Here is a 23,021-nt window from a genome sequence, read left to right as displayed (position 1 = left end):
GACACCCGGCGACGGCGGCCAAGGGACCAAGGGGGGGCTGACATGACGCGTTTCACCATTGCCTCGTTCAACGTGAAGAACCTGATCGGGCCGGAGCGCGAGTATTACCGCTTCCAAAGCTACACGCCCGAGGAATACGCGTGGAAAGCCGACTGGCTGGCAGACCAGCTGCTGACACTGAATGCCGACATCGTCGGCTTTCAGGAGATCTTCGAGGAAGAGCCGCTGCGCGAGGTGATCGCTGAGACCGACCGCCGCGGCGCCGAGGCCAATGCCGCCAGCATTCCGGATCCCTCCAAGCGCTATCACCGCAAGGCGATTTTCCGCAAGCTGGCCTATGAGAGCTATGGCAGCGCGGCACTGGCCTTTGCGCCCAACATCAACGACAGCGGCGAGCCGGGCCACCGCCGTCCTGGCCTGGCGGTCCTGTCGCGGTTCGGCTTTGACGGCGTACCCGAGGTGATCCAGGAGCTGGAGCAGCCCTTGGACATCCCCATGGCCAGCCTCGGCGGCGACGACGAAGAGGCAGGCTATTACACTCTGCGCCGCCTGTCGCGCCCGATCCTCAAGGTGCGGGTGCCGGTCGGCGGCCAGGTCATCAGCGTGTTCAACTGCCACCTGAAATCGAAGCTGGGGGAATACATCACCCCGCAGGGCGCCGCCTATCCGCCCGAAACTGTGCTGACAGCCTATGACGCGGCCGGGCGTGCGCTGGGGTCGCTGCGTGCCGCGCTGCGCCGCATGGGCGAAGCCTGGGTGCTGCGCCGCGCCGTGCTGGACGAGCTGGAGCAGGGCCGGCCGGTAATGGTGCTGGGCGATTTCAACGATGGCGAACATGCGGTCAGCAGCGAGATCATCTCGGGGGAGGTGCCCTTCCGCAACTACGCCTGGATGCTGCGCCATGACGCCCGCCACGGCGGCGACCGCTACAACGAGGCGGAGGACGCCCAGATCCGCGAGGACATCGACCGGGTGCGGCTGCGCTCGGCCGAGAAGATGTTCCTGCGCAAATCCCTGCGCGACGTGGTCTACACCACCGCCTTTGGCGGCGTGCATGAGAGCATCGACCAGATCTACATGTCGCGCCATTTCGACCCCAGCTGGCCCGGCGCGATCGGGGAGATGCAGTATTACAGCGTGCTGAACGACCACCTGACCGACGGCAGCCACCCCGAGGCGCCCTATAACAAGCTGGCCTCGGACCACGGGCAGATCATGGCCCATATGGCGCTGCACGGCTGAACCGGCGTTGTCGCAGGCACCGGGCCCGGTTGCTTTACCTTGCCCCGCCGCCGCGGATAAAGTGCGGCAAACTCGAACATGAGGCACAGCATGCAGATTGCAGACCTGGGCGATGTCCAGCTTCACTACCGCGTTGACGGCGACCCGGACGGCGCGCCCATCGTATTTGCAAACTCCCTTGGCACCGACCTGCGCGTCTGGGACGCCGTCGTTGCCCGCCTGCCGCGCGGGCTGCGCATCATCCGCTACGACAAGCGCGGCCATGGCCTGTCCTCCTGCCCGCCCGGCCCCTATTCCATGGGCGCGCTGGTGCGCGATGCCGAGCGTCTGCTGGACCAGCTGGAGGTGCGCGATGCGCTGTTCGTCGGCCTGTCCGTCGGCGGCATGATCGGCCAGGGGCTGGCGGTCAAGCGGCTGGACATGGTGCGCGCGCTGGTGCTGTCCAATACCGCCGCCAAGATCGGCACGCCCGAGATGTGGCAGCAGCGCATCGCGGCAGTGCGGGAACAGGGCATCGAGGCCCTGGCCGACAGCGTGATGGAACGCTGGTTCGCGCGCGATTTCCGCGCCAAGCCCGACCTGCAGCTGTGGCGCAACATGCTGGTGCAGCAATCGCGCGAGGGCTACGCCGGCTGCTGCGCCGCCATTGCGGGCACGGATTTCTACACGCCCACCAGCGGCTTGCGCCTGCCCTGCCTGGGCATCGCGGGCTCTGAGGATGGCTCGACCCCCGCCGATCTGGTGCGCGAGACCGTGGATCTGATCCCCGGCAGCCAGTTCCACCTGATCCGCCGCGCGGGCCATATCCCTTGCGTTGAACAGCCGGAAGAATACGCCGACCGGCTGAGCGCCTTTCTGAAGGAGACCGGACACATTGGCTGATTTTCTGCTTGTTCATGGCTCCTGCCACGGCGCGTGGTGCTGGCGCGACCTGATCCCGGCGCTGGAGACCCGCGGCCATACTGCCCATACCATCACCCTGCCCGGCCACGGCGACGGGCGCGACCCGGCCACGGTCACGCTGGCGGAAACCACCGATGCCGTGCTGGCCGCCTGCGCCCCCGACCGCATCGTGCTGGGCCATTCCTGGGCCGGTGTTCCGATCTCTGCCGCTGCCGAGGCCGCGCCGGAGCGGATGCGCGGGTTGATCTACCTGTGCAGCTACATCCCCGTCAGCGGGCTGTCGCTGATCGGAATGCGCCAGGCCGGGCCGCGCCAGACGCTCGGCGGTGCCACCGAGAAGAACGCGGAGGGCAGCGCCTACAGCTTCGTGGCCGAGCATGCACCCGAGCTGTTCTATCACGACTGCCCGCCGGAGACGGTGCGCTTTGCGCTCGACAATCTCTGTGCGCAGCCGATCCCGCCGCAGGACACGCCTGTCCATCTGGGCGCACGATTTGACGGCGTGGCCAAAGCCTATATCCGCTGCTCCGAAGACCGGGTGATCCCGCCGGAGTATCAGGCGCAGATGGCCTCTGCCCTGCCCGCGGACCGGGTGTTCGACATGGCGGCGTCACACTCGCCCTTCTTTGCCGACCCGGCGGGGCTGGCGGATCTGATGACACGTATCGCGGAGGCGTTCTGATGGCAGGCTCGGTATTCGACAGCCAGCTTTACGGCGGGCTTTTCAATTGCGGCGAGGCGGGGCGTCTGTTTTCCGACAGCGCCGAAGTGCGCGCGATGCTGCTGGTCGAGGGCGCGCTGGCCAAGGCGCAGGGCGAAGCCGGGGTGATCCCGCAGGGAAGCGCCGCCGCGATCGGCCGCGCGGTGGTCGAGATCGCGGTGGACCCGGGCGTGCTGAAGCGGCCCACGGGCCAGAACGGTGTGCCGGTGCCGGGCCTGATCGCCGCCTTCCGCGAGGAGATGAAAGCCCCCGAGCACGCACAATACGTGCATTGGGGGGCCACCTCGCAGGACATCATGGACACTGCGCTGATGCTGCGGCTGCGCCAAGCGCTGGCGCTGGTCGAGGCCGATGTGCGCCGCGCCGTTGCCGCGCTTGGGCAGCTGGCCGGGGACCACGCCGCGCTGCCGATGGCGGCGCGCACCTATGGGCAGCATGCCACCCCCACCAGCTTTGGCGCGGTGGCGGCGGGCTGGGGCACGCCGCTGGCCAACCTGCTGGCAGAGCTGCCGGAGCTGCGCAAAACCTGCCTGCTGGTGTCCCTGTCGGGGGCCGCGGGCACCGCCTCGGCGCTGGGGGCGCAACCGGCCGAGCTGCGCGCGGCGGTGGCGCGCGGGCTGGCGCTGGCCGATCCCGGCCGCAGCTGGCACACCGACCGCACCCCGGTGCTGCGCATCGCCGACTGGCTGATGCGGGTCACGCTGGCCTTCGGCAAGATCGGCGAGGATTGCACCGCGCTGGTCCAAAGCGGCATCGGCGAGATCACCCTAGGCGGGGCCGGCGCGTCCTCGACCATGCCGCAGAAGCAGAACCCGGTGGTGCCCTCGGCACTGGTGGCGCTGGCGCGGCAGGGCAGCGGTCTGATGGCGGTGCTGCAAGGCGCGGCCCTGCAGCAGCATCAGCGCGACGGCGCGGCCTGGTTCACCGAATGGATGTGCCTGCCGCAGATCGTTCTGGGGGCCGCCAGCGCCGCGGCGACGGGCAAGGCGCTCTGCGCGGGTCTCAGCCCCAATGCGGATGCCATGCAGGCCGCAGTTTCCGGCGGGCTGGACATGATCCACGCCGAGGCGCTGAGCTTTGCCCTGGCCGAGCAGATGCCGCGCCCGGACGCGCAGGCCGCCGTGAAAGCGCTGTGCCGCGAGGCGCAGAACAGCGCAACGCCGCTGCGGCAACTGGCGGCGCGCGACTATCCCGCGTTGGACATAGCGCGGCTGTTTGATCCGGCCCGTCAGCTGGGCCAGGCCCCGGCCGAGGCGCAGCGGTTCGCCGCGCAGGCGGCTGCGCTGGCCGAAGAGGGCAAAAAATAGCCACGTGCCGCGGTGCCGCTGCGTAAAAGCGGCAGCCGCGGCACTTTCCGGCTTGATGCGCGCCCCTGCCCCGCGCCACCCTGCCTGAAAACAGGGAGACAGATCATGCAGAAGATCAAAGCCGCCGTCTGCCGTGAATTCGGCGCCCCGCTGGTGATCGAGGAGGTGCTGCTGGCCCCGCCCGCCATGGGCGAGGTGGAAGTGACGCTGGACGCGGTTGCGATCTGCCACAGCGACATTTCCTTTGCCGACGGCGCCTGGGGCGGCCATCTGCCGGCCGTCTACGGGCATGAGGCCGCGGGCATCGTCAGTGCCGTGGGCGCGGGCGTGCAGGGCTTCGTCGAAGGCGATGCGGTGGTGGTCACACTGATCCGCAGCTGCGGCAGCTGCCCCAGCTGCGCAGGCGGAAAGCCGACGATCTGCGAAACACCCCATGACACCATAAACGGCCCCTTGAAGACCGCCGATGGCGGCGCGCTGGAGCAGGCCATGGCCTGCGGTGCCTTTGCCGAGAAGGTGGTGGTGGATCAGCGCCAGATCGTGAAGATCCCCGCGGATATGCCCCGCGACGCCGCGGCACTGGTCTCTTGCGGGGTGATCACCGGGGTCGGCGCGGTGGTCAACGCCGCACAGCTGCGGACCGGCCAGGACGCGGTGGTGATCGGCGCAGGCGGCGTCGGGCTGAACGCCATCCAGGGCGCGCGTATCGCCGGGGCGCGCCGCATCGTCGCCGTGGACATGAGCGCCGAGAAGCTGGAGATCGCCCGCGCGTTTGGCGCCACCCACGGCGTGCTGGCAACCGAGGACAAGCCCTGGAAGGCCGCGCAAGCGGCGCTTGGCGGGCGTGGCGCCGATGCGGTGCTGATCACCGTCGGCGCCATCCCCGCCTACGAGCAGGCACCGCGTTACCTGGCGCGCGGCGGCCGGGCGGTGATGATCGGCATGCCGCATTCCGGCGCCAAGGCCGCCTATGAACCGGTGGTGCTGGCCGCGGTGGGCCAGGGGCTGATCGGCTCCAAGATGGGCGACGTGGTGATCCAGCGCGACATTCCCTGGATGATCGACCTGTACCAGCAGGGGCGGCTGAAACTGGATGAGCTGATCTCGGGCCGCTGGACGCTGGAGCAGATCAACGAGGCGATTGCCGACACCAGGACTGGCAGTGCCAAGCGCAATGTGATTGTCTTCGGCTGACACCCGACGAACAACACCCAAGACAGCGGAGCTCGCGCCGTGCTGAAATTCCTGACCAGCCTGTTCAAGCCGGAGGCGGTGAAACCTGCCGCGGCGACGTCCGAAACCTCGATGCTGTTTGCGGTGGTCGAAATCGCGCCGTTTCTGACCCGGCTCGCGAACAACCCGCGCTTTGGCCTGCCGGAGGGGCTGGCGGAGGAGATCGCCACCGCCCTGCCCCATCTGGACCTGCATCAGCGCCGCCGCTGGCAGATCGAAGGCGCCTTTGATGGTGCCCCGGCGGAGTTTGGGATCGAGGTCGTGATGGAGAGCGGCGGCGAAGCGGATGTGACCTTTTTCACGCCCCAATTCGCCATCGAGGAGCTGAACCGCGAACTCGGCGCCTTTGACGCCGCATCGGAGCGCTAGACCATGAAGCTGCAGAACCTGGATATCATCGTCACCGCCCCACCTGCCCCCGGCTGGGGCGGGCGCTACTGGATCCTGGTGAAGGTCACCACCGCCTGTGGCATCACCGGCTGGGGCGAATGCTATGCCTCCTCGGTCGGGCCTGGCGCGATGGCCCATGTGATCCGCGACGTGTTCGAGCGCCACATGGCAGGGGAGAACCCGGAAAACATTGAGCTGATGTTCCGGCGCGCCTATTCCTCGGGCTTCACCCAGCGCCCCGATCTGACCGTCATGGGCGCGTTTTCCGGGCTGGAGATCGCCTGCTGGGACATCCTGGGCAAGCACCGTGGCCGCCCGGTGCATGCGCTGCTGGGCGGGCGGATGAACGACCGCATCCGCGCCTATACCTATCTCTACCCGCTGCCGCAGCATGACATCAGCGCCTTCTGGACCTCGCCCGAGATGGCGGCGGAAGCGGCAGCGCAGAAAGTGTCCGAAGGCTTCACGGCGGTGAAATTCGACCCCGCCGGCCCCTACACGCTGCGCGGCGGCCATATGCCTGCGATGTCCGACATCAGCCTGTCGGTGAAATTCTGCAAGGCAATCCGCGAGGCGGTGGGCGACCGCGCCGATCTGCTGTTCGGCACCCATGGCCAGTTCAGCACCGCGGGTGCGATCCGGCTGGGCCAGGCGCTGGAGCCCTATGCGCCGCTGTGGTTCGAGGAGCCGACACCACCCGATGCCATTGAGGACATGGCCCGCGTCGCGCGCGACGTGCGCATCCCCGTGGCCACCGGCGAGCGGCTGACCACCAAGGCGGAGTTTGCCGCCATCCTGCGCGCGGGGGCCGCGGAAATCCTGCAACCTGCCCTCGGCCGGGCCGGAGGCATCTGGGAGATGAAGAAGGTCGCCGCCATCGCCGAGGTGTTCAATGCGCAGATGGCGCCGCATCTCTATGCCGGGCCGGTGGAATGGGCCGCCAATGTGCATCTGGCGGCCTCGATCCCGAATATCCTGCTGCTGGAAACCATCGAAACACCGTTCCACGACCAGCTGATCAAAAGCTCGATCCGGGTCGAGAACGGCTTTGTCACCGCGCCGGATGCGCCGGGCCTCGGCATCGAGGTGGACGAGGAGCTGGCCCGCGCCCATCCGTTCACCGGCTCGGACCTGCATCTCAACATGCAGGAAGCGCCCTGCGATTATGCCAATGGCAACGCCTTTGTCGGCGGGGCGCCGCCAGAGGCGGAATAGACCCGGCGCCGCGCCAGTTCAGTTGGAGACATAGCCCGCGACCACCTGCAACAGCTTGAACGCGGTAGAGGCGTCATTTTCGACCACGGCCAGGAATTCCTCCTCGCCGATACGCAGGCATTTGAGATCAGTGGCCGCCACCATGCTCAGCGCCCGCGGTTCCTGCCGGATCAGACCCAGTTCGCCGACCAGGCGGCCGGGGCCGACCGTGGTGACCAGCCGGTCCTCGCCGCCATCCTGTGGCAGGTAGAGCCCCGCCTCGCCCTCCAGCACCATATAGGCGCCGTCCGAGGCCTCGTCGTCCTTGAGGAACACGGTCTCGCCCTTCTTGGCCTCGTACCAGCGCGCGCCGAAGGCCAGCAGCCGCAGCTGGCGGCGGTTCAGCCCAGAGAACAGTTCGGTCTGTTCCAGCGCCCGCAGCTTGCGCGCAAGATCCTGGCTGCCCGCCCCGTCGCCCGACGCGGGTGCCTGCACCTTGTCGCTGACCAAACGGCCCTGTCGCAGCTCGAAATAGGCGTCAAAGACATCGGGGCTTTGGAAGGAGGGCGCGAGATAGATCAGCGTTGTCTCCGGCAGCAGTTTGCGCAGGTTGTTGTGAACCGCCACGCGGGTCTCCAGATCATAGCTCGCCATCGCGGAATCGAGGATCAGGATGTCCGGCCGCTTGATGGTGGCCCGACAGAAGGCCAGCGGTTCGGCAAAACTGGCGGCCAGCCCCTGCCCGCCCACTGCGATCGGCATGTCAAAGATCAGCGCCACCACCTGATCGCGCAGCCCCTCGCGGACCATGATCTCGGAAACCAGTTTGCGCACCTCGTCCCCCTTGCCGCCCGCGCTGTCGGAAATCTTGCCGAACAGCGCGTTTTCCAGCACCGTCAAGCTGGGGGCGAAACGCGTCGCGGAGAAGGGTTCGAACCCGGTGCGCAAGGCCTTCAGCAAGCTGTCGCCGTGGCTGCGGCGGTAGCTCAGGATGCGCTCCTTCATATCCTCCCCGAAGGCGGGGCCGATCTGTTCGGCAGAAATGGTGAAGGGCACGATCAGCAGCTGCGCCAGCTCTTCGCGGCTGAGCCCGGCTGCGCTGACATCGCCGGGACGTTCGGTCAGCGCCAACGCAGCCTCGTAGGCCGCGACATCAAGGCCCAGCTTGCGGAACAGCGGGTGGTCTGTGCCATCCATGCCGAAGATCTGCCGCAGCATTTCGACCACATCGCGCGTCAAGGCCACCAGCCCCTCATCGAGGCCCAGCTGCTTCAGAAGGCGAAGGAACTCGCCATGGCGCTGCAGATTCTCGCCGGTCAGCGCCTCCCTGCTGGCGGCGAAGACGAGGTTTTCCACCACCGGAAGCGTCGGGTTATAGGTGTCGGGGTCGAGGAAATGCACATGGGCTTCCAGCCCGGCGTCACGGACAGCCTGGCGGAAGGTCGGGCGCAGAGCGGTGAGCTGTTCGGCCAGCTCCGGGTGCGCCAGCGCCTCGAAACGCTGTTCGATCCCGCGCCGGAACAAGGCCGTGTCCGAGCCGATGCCCTCCACCAGGTTGAGCCACCATCCGCGCAGCTCCGCTTCGCTCGAGAAGCCTGCCAGGCTTGGGTCGAGCCAGGGGGCATCAAACGGGTCCGGACTGTTGCCGGCCCGCTGCGCCATGTCCAGCTTCTTGCTGTCGAGCCCTTCGCCCAGTGGGCGCAGGCGCATCGGCATCAGAACGTTGTCGCCGAAGGAGCCCTGGAACAGCACCGGTCGCGAGGTGGCATAACCGATGCGCGCCGCGATCGTCGCCTGGTGCAGCCCCCGCAGATCACGATCCGCCACCGTCACACGACCGGCGGTCGGCAGGATTTCCCGGGTCAGCAGCTCGGCCAGTGCCCGGCGGTCCTCCTCGGAAGGGGCCGCGATGCCGACCACCTGCCCGGCCGGGAAGGTCGCGCTGAGATCCTCGAGGACGAGATTACCGTCGGTGTCGCGCACATTGACCGACTCCAGAACCACATCCCCGTTCAGATGTTCCAGTTCGTCCGGCTCGCCCGTCATCAGGGTCTCGTCCACCATGCCCGGCGGAGCGAAGCGTTCCAGGATCACCTCCCAGCGCAGGGCCATGTCCTGGGTCTGATTGTAATAGGTCAGCAGCTCCTTCCAGGGCGAGGCCAGATCCTTGTAGGCGGCCAGCGCCGCCACCAGCGCCCCCAGCGACACCTTGCCCTGCAGCACCAGATAGCCGCCCACCGCGTAAAAGAAGAACGGCGTCAGCTGGGTAATGAAGTTGTTGAGAAACTTCATGAAGAATTTTTTCTGGTAGATCTCGAAGCGGATGTCGTAGAGCCGCCCCAGCCGGGCGGTGATGACGGCCATCCGGTAGCGCCAGCCGCCGTTGATGCGCAGCGTCGAGGCTCCCGCCGCACTTTCGCCGATCTCGGTGGCCAGCGCGCGGACCTGCTTGATCCGTTTCTTGTTCAACAGGTTGATCTGCCGCTGCAGCATCGGGATCAGCCAGCCCTGCAACGGAATCAGCGCGATGGCCGCCATGCCGAACCAGAAGTTCTGCAGGAACAGGAAGAACAGAATCGTCAACATCTGTCCGGCCTGAAGCACCGGCTGGCTGACCGCATCGCCCATCAACCCGCCCATCGGCTCGGATTCGGAGGTGACCATGGAGACCAGCTCGCCCTGGCTGACCCGTTCGAAATACGGCTGCGGAAAGCGCAGCACCCGGCCAATCAGCTGATAGCGGAACCGCCGCAACATGCGCTCGGCCAGCACGCCCTTCATGGTGTTGATGCGCATCTTCAGCAGGCCGTGGCACAGAACCGACAGCAGGAAGGCGCCGCACAGCAGCCACAGGAAGGTCAGCTGGTCGACACTGTAGCCCAGCACATCAATGGTCTGGGTCTCTGCGCCGATGGCATCATTGATGATGCGCTTGGGCAGCTCCAGCGTCAGGTAAAGCAGCGGAAACAGACAGGCGGTGACGACCAGCAGAACCAGCTGATCGCGTTTCGAATATTTCCAAATGAAACGGAACAAAGAGCGTTCGATGGGAAGGCTCCATCAATGGCGGCGGCTGGTCAGGATCTCATATAGGGGTACCCCGGTTTGACGGGAACAGGCAATGGCAAGTAAAATCGCGTATCCCGTTGCGGCATCATACGTCACAACATTTGCCAGCAGGGAAAAAATCCGTAAGGTTCCAGCGAAGTACACTTGCTGGAGGTGTTTTGCGTTGCCTGAATTTGTCGGTTCCGTTCTGCTGCTGCTCTGCGCTCTGCAGGTCAAGCACATGTTTGCCGACTTCTTCCTGCAAACGTCAAAAATGCTGTCCGGCCGCTGTGCCTATGTCCACATGGGCCGCGCCCAGCATGCCGGGGTGCATGTGATCGGATCGATCATCGTCTTTGCTCTGTTCGGCTCCCCGCTGAGCTTCATCCTGCCGCTGGCAATGCTGGAGTGGGTGGTGCATTTCCACATCGACTTTGCCAAGGCACGCTATTGCGAGATGAAGGAGCTGAACCCCCAGCAGGCCCGGTTCTGGCAGGCCATGGGGGCAGACCAGGCGCTGCATCAACTGACCTATATCGCCATGGGCTGGGCCTGGATAAAATACGTGGCATTGTAATCAAGTCGCGTAAACCACGGCGCTGACCCTGCCCGTCACGCCTGCACAGCGCCGGTGGGCGGATCCGCCGCTCAGGGCACCAGGGGACGGTCGCGCTTGATCGTGCGCAACACAACATTGGTTTGCGCGCTTGCCACTGCGGGCAGGCGAAACAGAAATTCCTCCAGGAACCGGTTGTAGGCCTCCAGGTCCGGGGCCAGCACCCGTAAATGATAATCGGCCTGACCAGTGGTCGCATAACACTCCTGCACCAGCGGGCTGATCTCGACCGCGCGGATAAACTCGACCAGTTTTTCCGGGTCGTGCCGGGTCAGCTGGACATGCACCAGCGCCTCAAAGCCCAGCCCCATCGCCGGAGCGCTGACGATGGCGCCATAGCGCTCGATCACTCCGGCCTCCTCCAGTGCGCGCACCCGCCGCCACAGCGCCGACGAGGACATGCCCACAGCCTCTGCCAGATCCGCGTTCGAGATGCGGCAATCCTCCTGCAGCATCTTCAGAATGCGGCGGTCCCTGTCGTCGAGTTTCATTTTCGGTCCAATCATCCAGTTTTAACCCCCATTCCGGCACAGCCGACCACAAATAAGCGAAACTCCAGCAAATGGGGCAAAATATTTCAAAGGATCAGGATTATCTTACCGCTCAGATATGAACGCGCGCAAGGACACTCTCGCAGATGACCAAGCTGAGCCACGATTTTCGCAGCTACAAGTTGGATGACCGTTATGAGCTGACCCAGGGCCGGGTGTTCCTGACCGGCACCCAGGCGCTGGCCCGCATCATGCTGGACCAGGCCCGCCGCGACCGCAACGCGGGGCTGAACACGGCCGGCTTTGTCTCCGGCTACCGCGGCTCGCCCTTGGGCGGGGTCGACCTGGAGTTCTGGCGCGCCAAGGACCGGATGAAGGCCAACCGGATCAAATTCATGCCCGCCGTCAACGAGGATCTGGGCGCGACCGCCGTGCTGGGCGCGCAGCAGGCGGTGCTGGACCCGCATTGCGAGGTCGAGGGCGTGTTTTCCATGTGGTACGGCAAGGGGCCGGGCGTTGACCGCTCGGGCGATGCGCTGAAGCATGGCAACGCCTATGGCTCCTCGCCCAAGGGCGGCGTGCTGGTGGTGGCCGGCGACGACCACGGCTGCGTCAGCTCCTCGATGCCGCATCAGTCGGACGCGGCCTTCCTGTCATGGTTCATGCCGGTGCTGAACCCGGCCGACGTGTCGGAATACCTGTCGTTCGGCGAATACGGCTTTGCGCTGTCGCGCTACTCCGGCACCTGGGTCGGTTTCAAGGCAGTGTCGGAAACGGTCGAGAGCGCGCGCTCGGTCGAGCTGCAGCCGGATCGGCAGTTCATCTACCCTGAACTACCGGACTACCCCGGCGGCCTGCACATCCGCCGTGCCGACCTGCCCTCTCCCGAGATCGAGACCCGCATCCAGGCCAAGCTCGACGCGGTGCGCGCCTTTGCCGAGGCCAACCCGATCGACCGCAAGATCTACGACATCAGCGAGGCGCGGTTTGGCTTCGTGACCACCGGCAAAGGGCATCTTGATCTGATGGAGGCGCTACGGCTCCTCGGCCTGGACGAGGCTGCTTGCCGCCGCCTGGGCATCGACATCTACAAGGTCGGCATGGTCTGGCCGCTCGATCGCAAGGACGCGCTGACCTTCGTGCAGGGCAAGCAGGAGGTGCTGGTCGTCGAGGAAAAACGCGGCATCATCGAGAGCCAGTTCAAGGAATACTTCTATGACTGGCCGGGCAAGAAGCCGGAAAAGATGGTCGGCAAATATGACAGCGAGGGCAACCCACTGATCCCCTGGACCGGCGAGCTGAGCCCGCGGATGCTGGCCCCGATCGTGGCGGCACGGCTGGACAAGTTCTTCCCGGAGGAAAACCTGCCTGCCAAGGCCGCGGCGCTGACGGCCGAGAAGCCCAAGGTGCTGAACGTGCCCGGCGCGACCCGCACGCCTTATTTCTGCTCGGGCTGTCCGCACAACACCTCGACCAAGCTGCCCGAAGGCTCCAAGGCGTTTTCCGGCATCGGCTGCCACGTGATGGCCAGCTGGATGGACCGCGACACCGCGGGCTATGCCCAGATGGGCGGCGAGGGCGTGCCGTGGACGGTGGCGTCGCAGTTCAACGGGAACAAGCACGTGTTCCAGAACCTTGGCGAGGGCACCTGGTATCACTCCGGGTCGCTGGCGATCCGCCAGGCGGTCGCCGCGGGCACCAACATCACCTACAAGATCCTCTACAACGACGCGGTGGCGATGACCGGCGGCCAGCCGGTGGACGGGCCGGTTTCGGTGCATGGCATCGCCCAGACCTGCCGCGCCGAGGGCGTGGAGCGGATCGCGCTGGTGTCGGACGACATCGACAAGTTCCACCGCAGCGACTTCCCCTCCGGCACCACCTTCCACGACCGTGCCGAGCTGGACACGGTGCAGCGCGAGCTGCGCGAGATCCCCGGCGTGACCGTGCTGATCTACGAGCAGACCTGCGCAACCGAGAAACGCCGCCGCCGCAAGCGCGGCAAGATGGAGGACCCCAAGCGGTTCGCCTTCATCAACGATCTGGTCTGCGAGGGCTGCGGCGACTGCTCGGTGGAATCCAACTGCCTGAGCGTAGAGCCGAAGGAAACGCCGTTCGGTCGCAAGCGCAAGATCAACCTGTCGACCTGCAACAAGGACTTCTCCTGCCTGAACGGCTTTTGCCCCAGCTTTGTCACCGTCGAGGGCGCCACCCGCCGCAAGAAGAAGATCGCGGGCCTGGATGCGGCACGGCTGACCGCCAAGCTGCCCGCGCCTGACCTGCCGTCGCTGGAGGCCCCGTTCGACCTGTTGGTCACCGGTGTCGGCGGCACCGGCGTGGTCACCGTCGGCGCGCTGATCACCATGGCGGCGCATCTGGAGGGCAAGGGCGCAAGCGTGCTCGACTTCACCGGCTTCGCCCAGAAGTTCGGCACCGTGCTGAGCTACATCCGGCTGTCGAACGCCCCCGAGACGCTGAACCAGGTGCGGATCGGCGAAGCGAGCGCGGATGCGGTGATCGGCTGCGACGTGGTTGTCAGCTCGGCGCCCAAGGCCTCGATCCACTATCGGGCGGGGACCAAGGTGGTGCTGAACCGCGCCGAGATGCCCACTGGCGATCTGGTGCTGCGCCGCGATGCCGACCTGATGGCGGGCGTGCGAGAAAAGACCATCGCCGACGCGGTGAGGCCGCAGAACCTGTCGGGCTTCAACGCCAACGAGGCCGCCGAGACACTGCTGGGCGATGCGGTGCTGGCGAATGTGATGATGCTGGGCTTTGCCTGGCAGAAGGGGCTGGTCCCGGTCAGTGCCGGCGCGCTGGACCAGGCGATCGAACTGAATGGCGTTGCCATCGAGAAGAACCGGCTGGCCTTTGCCATCGGCCGCGCCATGGCGGTGGATGCGAAACTGGTCGCCGACCACTACGAGGAGCCCAAGCCCAAGGAAGAGACGCTGGAGGCGCTGATCGGCCGCCGGTCGACCTTCCTCACCGGTTATCAGGACCGTGACTATGCCGCGCGCTACGCGGATACGCTGGAACGCTTCCGCAAGGCGCTACCCACAGACGTGCGCGATGAGCTGACCCGCGCCGCAGCGCGCTCCCTGTTCAAGCTGATGGCCTACAAGGACGAGTATGAGGTCGCCCGGCTGCTGACCAGCGAGACCTTCCAGCACCAGCTGAACGAAGAGTTCGAGGGCGACTTCAGCGTCAAGTACCACCTCGCCCCGCCGCTGATGACATGGAAGCGCGATACCCGCGGACGCCCCGTGAAGCGGGCCTTTGGCCCTTGGTTGCGCCCGCTGATGGACCTGCTGTCACGGGGCAAGCGCCTGCGGGGCACGGCCTTCAACATCTTTGGCTACCACGAAGAAGCCCGGCTGCACCGCGACCTGTTGCGCTGGTACGAACAGGCGCTGGAACAGGTGGCCGCTCGATATGACGGCCAGAACCACGAAGCCTGCCTGGAAGTGCTGAAAGCGCCGATGGAAATCCGCGGCTATGGCCCCGTGCGCCTCAGCGCCGCCCGAAAGGTCCGGCAGGAGGCCGACGAGGCGCTGGCGGCGCTATGACGCTGCGACCCGCGCCTCAGCGCGCAAGTGAACCTGGACGAACCGCCCCTGACCGGGGCGGTTTTGCCGTCAGATATCCCAGTGCTGCCGGGTAAACGCGGCGAACTCTTCCAGTTCCTCCGGCAGCGGCTCACGACCGGTGAATACGCGCAGGTATTCCGGCGTCATCTCCAACCGGTGGGCATGGCTTTCGTTGGGATCCGCCATGTCGTAGCCGATCTGCATGTAGTAGAGCACCTTGGCGCGCGTCATCGCTTCCAGCGGCGGGTAGTCATAACGCATGAACATGGCCGTCAACGCCTCGACCCGGCGCTGATCGGACCGATCCAGCAGGCTGCGCACCTTGCCCGACCGCCGTGCCCAGTCGCGCACGGCAAAATCAAGCGCGATATTGAACAGCTCGGAATTGGCAATGCAATGGAACACGTTCAGCACCGCCCCGGTGACGGTCTTGGCTGGCAATTCTGCCTGGCGCACCATGCCGGCGGTGTTTGTCTGCTCCCAGGTCTGCAACAGCGCATCGAGAAGATCCTGCCGGGACCGGAAGTACCAATAGAAGGATGAGCGTGAGACCTGCATCCGCTCGGCCAGCGCCAGCACCTTCACCTGCTCCACGCCGTCCGAGATCAGCACGTCCATCGCGACGTTCAGCCAATCCTCGCGGGTAACCTTAACGTTTCCAATCAGCGGTGATGCCGCCGGGTTGTCCCGGTGCAGAACAGGTTTGCGTGACATTGAGCCCCCCTAGGTGACACTGATCCCCGCACCTTACGGCGGCGGGCGCGGTAACGCCAGTTGGCAGCGACCTGCCCGCGCCCGATCGAGACATCGGATCGTGTTGCCATGTGATTTGGCGTGTGGAGATCCCTCGCTAGGGTGAAACCTTCATGAATTCGACACCGAATCCCGCTAGCAGCCCGCGGGCAGGTCCCGACAGTTGCACGAAAGGGCGGCAATGGCCCCTGCCCTGCGTCACATTGCCCAAATGGGGTTTGACTAACCCGGTCCGGACGCGCGAAGGTGTCTTAAAAACAGGGAAAATGCGATCTCATGCACGTCTCAACCCCGCCAGGCGGGCCATATTGAATGCAACCGCTTCTGTCCGTCGAGAACCTCAGCATCGGATTCGGCAAGGGCGCGCCGGTGGTGCAGGACGTCAGCTTTGCGGTGCAGCCGGGCGAGACACTGGCGCTGGTCGGTGAAAGTGGCTCCGGCAAGACCGTGTCCTGCCGCGCGGTGCTGCGCATCCTGCCCAAGGTGGCGCAGCTGCGCTCGGGGCGGATCCTGCTGAACACCGGCGGCAAGCAGCGCGACCTTGCCACACTGGACGAACGCCGTATGCGCGATGTACGCGGCAACATCATCTCGATGATCTTCCAGGAGCCGATGCGCTCGCTCTCCCCCCTGCACCGGATCGGCAACCAGGTGTCCGAAGTGCTGTGGCTGCACGGCGGCAAGACCGAGCGCGAGGCGCGCAAGCTGGTACTGGAGTGTTTCGAGCGTGTGGGGTTCCCCGATCCCGAACGCACCTACCGCTCCTACCCGTTCGAGCTGTCGGGCGGCATGCGGCAGCGGGCGATGATCGCGATGGCGATGGTGGCCAAGCCCGAGCTGCTGATCGCGGATGAGCCGACAACGGCGCTGGACGTGACGACGCAGGCGCAGGTGCTGGGCCTGATGAAGGACCTGCAGCGCGAGACCGGCATGGCGATGATCCTGGTGACCCACGATCTCGGCGTGGTCGCCAACATGGCCGAGCAGGTTGTGGTGATGCACAAGGGCCGGGTGATGGAAGCAGGCCGCGCCGAGCCGCTGCTGCGCGCCCCCGCCCACCCCTACACCCAGGCGCTGTTCAACGCCGCCCCCGCCATCCCGGACGAGGCCGTCGTTGCCATTCCGCCGCCGCGCGATGACCTCATCATGGAAATGAAGTCGGTCTCCAAGACCTACACGCTGCGGTCGGGCAAGGGCTGGCGGGCACCGGTTCTGATCCAGGCCTGCCGCGAGATCGACCTGCGGGTGACCCGCGGCGAGACCCTGGCCATCGTTGGCGAAAGCGGCTCGGGCAAGACCACCGCGGCGCGCATCGCGCTGGGGGCAGAGCCCCCCGATCCCGGCGGCAGCGTGCTGTTCCGCCCCGATCCCGACCAGCCGCCGGTGAAAGTGCATGACATGGACCGCGCCGAGCGCATGGCCTTTCAGCGGCAGGCGCAGATGGTGTTTCAGGATCCCTATTCCTCGCTGTCGCCACGGATGCGCATTCAGGACACGCTGGTGGAGCCCCTCGACATTCACGGTATCGGCAGCCGCAGCGAGCGGCGCGAAAAGGCGGCCGAGAAGCTGCGGCTGGTGGGGCTGTCTCCCGACATGCTGCAGCGCTATCCGCATGCGTTCTCCGGCGGTCAGCGCCAGCGCCTGTCGATTGCCCGCGCGCTGATGCTGGAACCGTCGCTGATCGTCTGCGACGAGCCGACCTCTGCGCTGGATGTCTCGGTGCAGGAGCAGATCCTGCGCCTGCTGGAGGACATCCGCGACCAGCAGAAACTGTCCTACCTGTTCATCAGCCACGATCTGGCGGTGGTGGCGCGCATCGCCGACGAGGTGGCGGTGATGCGGCGCGGCCTGATCGTCGAGCAGGCACCGCCGGAAACCCTGTTCTACAACCCCCAGCATCCCTACACCAAGGCGCTTATCGCGGCCCAGCCGGAGCCGGACATCGACCGTCCCATCGATCTTAAGCTGGTGGCCCAGGGCGCAGGCGCCCCGGAACAATGGCCCGAGGCCTTCCGCTTTCAAGGCCCCATAGCGCCGCCCTTGGTGCAACTGCCGCAACTGGAGGCTGGTCACAAGGTACGCTGCCATGTTTGACGTGATGAAACCCCTTCTTGCGGCGCTGTGCCTAGCCGCCCTGCCCGCCTTGGCGCAGCCGCCGGTGCAGGAAAGCGCCTTCTGGCGGGCCGAGGTCGACGCCGGGCACCTGCCGCCCGTGGCCGAGCGCCTCCCGGAAGTGCCGCTGGTGGTCGATCTCGCCGCCAAAGGCCGGACGCATGGCGTTCAGGGGGGCACGCTGAACACCATGGTGACCCGCTCCAAGGACATCCGGCAGATGGTGGTCTATGGCTATGCCCGGCTGGCGGGCTATGGCGAAGATTACAAGCTGCGGCCCGACATCCTGCTGGACTATGAAAACGAGAACAACCGCCGCTTTACCCTCAGGCTGCGGCCCGGGCACCGCTGGTCCAATGGTGACCCCTTCACCTCGGACGATTTCCGCTACTGGTGGGAGGACGTCGCCAACAACGAGCTGCTGAGCCCCTCCGGGCCACCGGATTTCCTGCGGGCGGGCGGCCAACTGCCGCGGGTCAGCTTCCCGGATGAAACCACCGTCATCTACGAGTGGGACCACCCCAACCCCGGCTTTCTGCACACGCTGGCACTGGCGCGTCCCCCCTTCATCTACCGTCCCGCGAAGTTCCTGAAGAAGTTCCACGCCGATTACGCCGATTCCAATGCGCTGGCGGAAGAGGTCGATTACGCCCGCGTCAAAAGCTGGGCGGCGCTGCACAACAAGTACGACAACATGTACAAGTTCGACAATCACGAGCTGCCGACCCTGCAGCCCTGGATCAATGCCTCGGCCGGCAAGAAGATCCGTCACCAGTTCGTGCGCAACCCCTATTACCACCGGATCGACAGCCGCGGCGTGCAGCTGCCCTATATCGACACGGTCGAAATGGAGATCGTCGGCGCCGGGCTGGTGGCCGCCAAGTCGAACGCCGGCGAGACGGATCTGCAGGCCCGCGGGCTGGATTTCCGCGACATTCCGATCCTGCGCAAGGGCGAGAAGGACGGCGGCAACTACCGCACCTACCTGTGGGGCAGCGGGGCGGCCTCTCAGATTGCGATCTATCCCAACCTGAACGTCAACGACCCGGTGTGGCGCAAGGTGTTCCGCGACGTGCGCGTGCGCCGGGCGTTGTCGCTGGCGATCAATCGGCGCGCCATCAACCGGGCCCTGTATTTCAACCTCGCCAAGCCGGGCGCGATGGCCGTTCTGGAGCAAAGCGCCTTTTTCGACCAGAGCCTGCGTGACGCCTGGGCTGACTTCGACCCGGAAGAGGCCAACCGGCTGCTGGACGAGGCCGGACTGGACAAGCGCGACGCCTATGGCATCCGCTACCTGCCTGACGGACGCCGGATGGAATTGATAGTGGAAACCGCGGGCGAACGTCAGGAAGAGGAAAACGCGCTCCAGATCATCACCGACGATTGGCGCGACGTGGGTGTGAAGCTCGTGATGCGCCCCCTCGACCGCGACATCCTGCGCAACCGGGTGTTCTCCGGCACCACCATGGCCTCGACGTGGTTCGGCTGGGACAACGGGCTGCCGCAACCCTATACCTCGCCGGTCTACCTGGCCCCCACGGACCAGACCTTCCTGTCCTGGCCGAAGTGGGGGCAGTATTATCAGACCGGCGGCCAGGCCGGTGAGCCGCCGGACTTGCCCGAAGCGCAGCGCCTGCTGTCGCTGTTGGAGGACTGGGAGGCAGCCACCACCGAGGAGGAGCGCAGCGCCGCCTGGCGCGAGATGCTGCAGATTCATGCGGATCAGGTCTTTGCCATCGGTGTGGTCGCGGCGGCGCCGCAGCCCGTGGTGGTGTCCAACCGACTGCGGAACGTGCCGGAACAGGCGATCTGGGCCTGGGATCCGGGCGCACATTTCGGGGTCTACCGGCCGGATGAATTCTACTTCGAGGACGGCCAGGGCTGATGGAAATTCTGCGCTACGCTCTTTACCGCTTTGGCACCATGCTGCTGACGTTGCTGGTGGTATCGGTGCTGATCTTCATCATCATCAACCTGCCGCCCGGCGATTACCTGTCCAACCAGATCGCCGAACTGCAGGCCACCGGCCAGTCCGCGGGCGTCGCCAAGGCGGAATTCCTGCGCAAGGAATACGCGCTGGATAAGCCGCTGTGGCAGCAATACATGATCTGGATGGGGTTCATGCCCGGCCCGCACGGGTTTTCCGGCATGATCCAGGGCAACTACGGCTGGTCGTTCGAATTCGACAGCCCGGTGGCCGAGATCGTCGGCGACAGCCTGTGGCTGACGGTGCTGGTCAACCTCGCGGCGGTGCTGTTCGTCTATCTGGTGGCGCTGCCGCTGGGCGTGCTGGCCGCGGCGCGGGCGCGGTCCTGGGTCGATTACACCACCGCCTTTGTCGGCTACCTCGGGCTTGCGACGCCGAACTTCCTGCTGGCGCTGATCCTGTTCTATTACGGCCACCGCTGGTTCGACCTGCCGATCGGCGGGCTGATGGCGCCCGAATACGAGGGGCTGCCGATGAGCTGGGATAAGGTGAAGTCGATCCTTGCGCATCTGATCGTGCCGACCTTCGTGATCGGCACCGCCGGCGCCTCGGCGATGATGCAGCGGCTGCGCGCCAACATGCTGGACGAGCTGGGCAAACCCTACGTCGAGACCGCCATCGCCAAGGGCATGAAGCCGTCGCGGATGCTGGCGAAATACCCGCTGCGGGTGGCCTTCAACCCCTTTGTGGCCGACATCGGCAACCTTTTGCCCTCGATGATCTCGGGCTCCGTTCTGGTGTCAGTGGTGCTGGGGCTGCAGACCATCGGCCCCACCCTGCTGACGGCGCTGAAGACACAGGACATGTTCCTGTCCGGCTTCGTGCTGATGTTCGTGGCCCTGCTGACGCTAATCGGCACGATGGTGTCGGATGTTCTGCTGATGCTGCTGGACCCGCGGATCCGCTATGAAGGAAAAAGCGCATGACCCAGCTGCCCGACGGACGCTATGTCGACGACGCGCCCTATAACCCGAAGGCCGCCCTGCTGGAGGTGGAGCGCAAGGATCTGGACGCGCCCAACTGGCTTTTGGTCTGGCGCAAGTTCCGCACCCACAGGCTGGGACTGGTCTCGGGCGTGTTTCTGCTGATCTGCTATGTGCTGCTGCCGGTGGCCGGCTTCATCGCGCCCTACGGGCCGAACCAGCGCCACAGCGAGCATCTGTACTCCCCGCCGCAATCGATCAACCTGTTCCACGAGGGAGAGTTCATCGGGCCCTATGTCTATCCGCTGACCTCGCACGCGGATCTGGAAAGCTTTCAGTGGGTGTTCACCCCAGATCTGGAGAACCCGCAGAAGCTGAAATTCTTCTGCGAGGGCACCGAGCACCATATCGCCGGGCTGATCCCCTCCACCACGCATCTGTTCTGCTCGCCGGACCCGGCCAAGCCGGTGTTCCTGTGGGGCTCCGACCGGCTGGGGCGGGACATGTTCTCGCGCATTCTGTACGGCGCGCAGCTGTCGCTGACGGTGGGCCTGATCGGGATCACCGTGTCCTTCGTGCTGGGCATCTTCTTTGGCTCGCTGGCGGGCTACCTGGGCGGCAAGACCGACTGGGTCATCAACCGGGTGATCGAGGTGCTGCGCTCCCTGCCCGAACTGCCGCTGTGGCTGGCGCTGTCGGCGGCGGTGCCATCGAACTGGTCGCCGGTGACGGTGTTCTTCATCATCTCGATCATTCTCGGCATTCTCGACTGGCCGGGGCTGGCGCGGGCGGTGCGGGCCAAGTTCCTGTCCCTGCGCGAGGAGGAATTCGTGCGCGCGGCCGAGATGATGGGCGCCTCCTCGGGCCGGGTGATCCGCAAGCATCTGCTGCCGAACTTCATGTCGCATCTGATCGCCTCGGCCACGCTGTCGATCCCGGCAATGATCCTCGGCGAGACCGCGCTGTCGTTCCTTGGCCTTGGCCTTAGGGCACCGGCGGTCAGCTGGGGCGTGATGCTGAACGATGCGCAGAACCTCGCCTCGATCGAGATCTACCCCTGGACCGCCATTCCGATGCTGCCGATCGTGATCGTGGTGCTGGCGTTCAATTTCCTAGGCGATGGGCTGCGCGACAGCCTAGACCCGTACCAGCATTGAGCCTGATCTCTGCCCTCCCCGCGCCCGGTCACTACCGTGTCACCGGCACCGGCCACTGGCAGAGCGCCTTTGCCGTGACCGAACTGGCCACGGCCTCGGTGGCTGCCGTCGGGGTGGAGCTGGCCAAGCTGATCGCCGCCCTGAACCTGGCACCTGCGCCGCCGGAGGTCACGGTGGACCAGCGCCTGGCCTCGCTATGGTTCGGCTACAGCTTCCGGCCCGAGGGCTGGGAAATGCCCGGTCTGTGGGACGCCATCGCGGGCGATTATAAAACCGCGGACGGCTGGATCCGGCTGCACACCAACCTGCCCCACCATCGCCGCGCCGCGCTGCAGGTGCTGGGCTGCGCCGAGGACCGCCCGGCGGTGGCTGCCGCGGTACACGGCTGGCGGGCAGAGGATCTGGAAACCGCAGTGGTTTCGGCTGGTGGCGTGGCCGCGGCCATGCGCAGCCGGACGGCATGGCTCGCCCATCCGCAGGGCCGCGCGGTGGCGGCAGAGCCGCTGATCCGCTGGGGCGCACGCCGCGAGATCCGTCTGCGGAACCGGCCCCAGGCAACGCGGGAACGGCCCCTGGCCGGGCTGCGCGTGCTGGACCTGACGCGGGTGATCGCGGGGCCGGTGTCGACCCGCACGCTGGCCGGTTTTGGCGCCGAGGTTCTGCGTATCGATCCGCCCGGCTGGGACGAGCCGGGGGTGATCACGGATGTGTCGCTGGGCAAGCGCATGGCGACGCTGGATCTGCGCAGCAGCACCGGGCGGCAACAGTTCCAGGCGCTGCTGGCGCAGGCCGATGTGCTGGTGCACGGCTACCGCCCCGGCGCGCTGGACGGGCTGGGCTTCGGCGCCGAGACCCGCCGCCGCATCGCGCCCGACCTGATCGAAGTGGCATTGGACGCCTACGGCTGGACCGGCCCCTGGGCGCAGCGGCGCGGCTTTGACAGCCTCGTGCAGATGAGCGCGGGCATCGCCGATGCAGGCCGCAGCTGGGCGGGCGCCGACCGCCCCGTGCCACTGCCGGTGCAGGCGCTGGACCATGCCACCGGCTATCTGATGGCGGCAGCGGTGATGTCCGCGCTGCACACCGCCCAGGGCGGCGCGCCGGTTGCCACCGCGCGCCTGTCGCTCGCCCGCACGGCAGAGGAACTGGCAGCGCTGCCGCAGTCTGCCGGGGGCGATGTCATCGAGGGCGCAGAGGACGCGGACTTTGCCGCCGCGGTGGAGGCCAGCGGCTGGGGGCCGGGTCGACGCCTGCTGCCGCCCCTGCAGCTGCGGCAGACGGCGATGCGCTGGGACCTGCCCGCCGCGCGCTGCGACAGCGCCGCACCACGCTGGCAGTAGCAGGCGGGCCTAGG

17 protein-coding genes are annotated in these 23,021 nt (G+C 66.3%); 14 read left to right on the top strand and 3 right to left on the bottom strand.

The genetic code is table 11. From position 1 onward, the window contains the following. Window positions 1-42 precede the first annotated feature (42 nt). From ACZ52D_RS10985 to ACZ52D_RS10955, 7 genes are all read left to right on the top strand, one after another. On the top strand, window positions 43-1,242 hold the full coding sequence (locus ACZ52D_RS10985; RefSeq protein WP_464441332.1) for an endonuclease/exonuclease/phosphatase family protein: 1,200 nt from the start codon (window positions 43-45) through the stop codon (window positions 1,240-1,242). Between the two features lie 90 nt (window positions 1,243-1,332). Beyond that, window positions 1,333-2,124, top strand: a complete 792-nt coding sequence (gene pcaD / locus ACZ52D_RS10980) for a 3-oxoadipate enol-lactonase (RefSeq protein WP_464441331.1) — start codon at window positions 1,333-1,335, stop codon at window positions 2,122-2,124. Then, the gene (locus ACZ52D_RS10975) at window positions 2,117-2,827 is read left to right on the top strand and encodes an alpha/beta fold hydrolase (RefSeq protein ID WP_464441330.1); all 711 of its coding nucleotides are present in this window, start codon (window positions 2,117-2,119) and stop codon (window positions 2,825-2,827) included. The genes pcaD and ACZ52D_RS10975 overlap by 8 nt, the downstream gene beginning before the upstream one ends. Next, window positions 2,827-4,173 carry a class-II fumarase/aspartase family protein gene (locus tag ACZ52D_RS10970; RefSeq protein ID WP_464441329.1) on the top strand — a complete coding sequence of 449 codons (1,347 nt, stop codon included), beginning with the start codon at window positions 2,827-2,829 and terminating at the stop codon, window positions 4,171-4,173. Before ACZ52D_RS10975 ends, ACZ52D_RS10970 begins: the two co-directional genes overlap by 1 nt. Before the next feature lie 105 nt (window positions 4,174-4,278). Continuing rightward, on the top strand, window positions 4,279-5,367 hold the full coding sequence (locus tag ACZ52D_RS10965; protein WP_464441328.1) for a Zn-dependent alcohol dehydrogenase: 1,089 nt from the start codon (window positions 4,279-4,281) through the stop codon (window positions 5,365-5,367). Between the two features lie 39 nt (window positions 5,368-5,406). Further along, on the top strand, window positions 5,407-5,775 hold the full coding sequence (locus ACZ52D_RS10960) for a hypothetical protein (protein ID WP_369926753.1): 369 nt from the start codon (window positions 5,407-5,409) through the stop codon (window positions 5,773-5,775). Window positions 5,776-5,778: 3 nt separating this feature from the next. Then, on the top strand, window positions 5,779-7,011 hold the full coding sequence (locus tag ACZ52D_RS10955; RefSeq protein WP_464441327.1) for a mandelate racemase/muconate lactonizing enzyme family protein: 1,233 nt from the start codon (window positions 5,779-5,781) through the stop codon (window positions 7,009-7,011). An 18-nt stretch (window positions 7,012-7,029) separates the two neighbouring features. Here ACZ52D_RS10955 and ACZ52D_RS10950 read toward each other — a convergent pair whose 3' ends face one another. Then, window positions 7,030-10,026 carry a cyclic nucleotide-binding domain-containing protein gene (locus ACZ52D_RS10950; RefSeq protein WP_417472855.1) on the bottom strand — a complete coding sequence of 999 codons (2,997 nt, stop codon included), beginning with the start codon at window positions 10,024-10,026 and terminating at the stop codon, window positions 7,030-7,032. A gap of 196 nt (window positions 10,027-10,222) precedes the next feature. Between ACZ52D_RS10950 and ACZ52D_RS10945 the strand changes: the two genes are divergently transcribed. Beyond that, complete coding sequence (locus ACZ52D_RS10945; protein WP_222454928.1) at window positions 10,223-10,615, top strand: DUF3307 domain-containing protein; 393 nt, start codon at window positions 10,223-10,225, stop codon at window positions 10,613-10,615. A 71-nt stretch (window positions 10,616-10,686) separates the two neighbouring features. Here ACZ52D_RS10945 and ACZ52D_RS10940 read toward each other — a convergent pair whose 3' ends face one another. After that, window positions 10,687-11,145 (bottom strand): Lrp/AsnC family transcriptional regulator, encoded by a 459-nt coding sequence (locus tag ACZ52D_RS10940; RefSeq protein ID WP_464441326.1) that lies wholly within the window; start codon window positions 11,143-11,145, stop codon window positions 10,687-10,689. A 146-nt stretch (window positions 11,146-11,291) separates the two neighbouring features. On the opposite strand from ACZ52D_RS10940, the gene ACZ52D_RS10935 reads away from it, so the two are divergent. Next, a complete protein-coding gene (locus ACZ52D_RS10935) occupies window positions 11,292-14,714 on the top strand; it encodes an indolepyruvate ferredoxin oxidoreductase family protein (protein WP_464441325.1) in 3,423 nt (1,140 codons plus the stop codon). Window positions 14,715-14,783: 69 nt separating this feature from the next. On the opposite strand, the gene ACZ52D_RS10930 is transcribed toward ACZ52D_RS10935, so the two are convergent. Further along, complete coding sequence (locus tag ACZ52D_RS10930; protein WP_222454925.1) at window positions 14,784-15,449, bottom strand: TetR/AcrR family transcriptional regulator; 666 nt, start codon at window positions 15,447-15,449, stop codon at window positions 14,784-14,786. Between the two features lie 351 nt (window positions 15,450-15,800). Between ACZ52D_RS10930 and ACZ52D_RS10925 the strand changes: the two genes are divergently transcribed. The 5 genes from ACZ52D_RS10925 to ACZ52D_RS10905 are packed head-to-tail and all read left to right on the top strand — an operon-like array spanning window position 15,801 to window position 23,007. Then, window positions 15,801-17,582 carry an ABC transporter ATP-binding protein gene (locus ACZ52D_RS10925; RefSeq protein ID WP_464441324.1) on the top strand — a complete coding sequence of 594 codons (1,782 nt, stop codon included), beginning with the start codon at window positions 15,801-15,803 and terminating at the stop codon, window positions 17,580-17,582. Continuing rightward, complete coding sequence (locus tag ACZ52D_RS10920) at window positions 17,575-19,485, top strand: ABC transporter substrate-binding protein (RefSeq protein ID WP_464441323.1); 1,911 nt, start codon at window positions 17,575-17,577, stop codon at window positions 19,483-19,485. Before ACZ52D_RS10925 ends, ACZ52D_RS10920 begins: the two co-directional genes overlap by 8 nt. Then, on the top strand, window positions 19,485-20,513 hold the full coding sequence (locus ACZ52D_RS10915; protein WP_222454922.1) for an ABC transporter permease: 1,029 nt from the start codon (window positions 19,485-19,487) through the stop codon (window positions 20,511-20,513). The genes ACZ52D_RS10920 and ACZ52D_RS10915 overlap by 1 nt, the downstream gene beginning before the upstream one ends. Next, window positions 20,510-21,667 (top strand): ABC transporter permease, encoded by a 1,158-nt coding sequence (locus ACZ52D_RS10910; RefSeq protein WP_464441322.1) that lies wholly within the window; start codon window positions 20,510-20,512, stop codon window positions 21,665-21,667. The genes ACZ52D_RS10915 and ACZ52D_RS10910 overlap by 4 nt, the downstream gene beginning before the upstream one ends. Beyond that, window positions 21,664-23,007 (top strand): CoA transferase, encoded by a 1,344-nt coding sequence (locus ACZ52D_RS10905; protein WP_464441321.1) that lies wholly within the window; start codon window positions 21,664-21,666, stop codon window positions 23,005-23,007. Before ACZ52D_RS10910 ends, ACZ52D_RS10905 begins: the two co-directional genes overlap by 4 nt. The last annotated feature ends 14 nt before the right edge of the window (window positions 23,008-23,021 follow it).

Source organism: Leisingera sp. S2M4 (genome assembly GCF_055398055.1).
The sequence above is the reverse complement of the archived record's forward strand: the minus strand, read 5'-3'. Positions and strand labels throughout refer to the sequence as shown.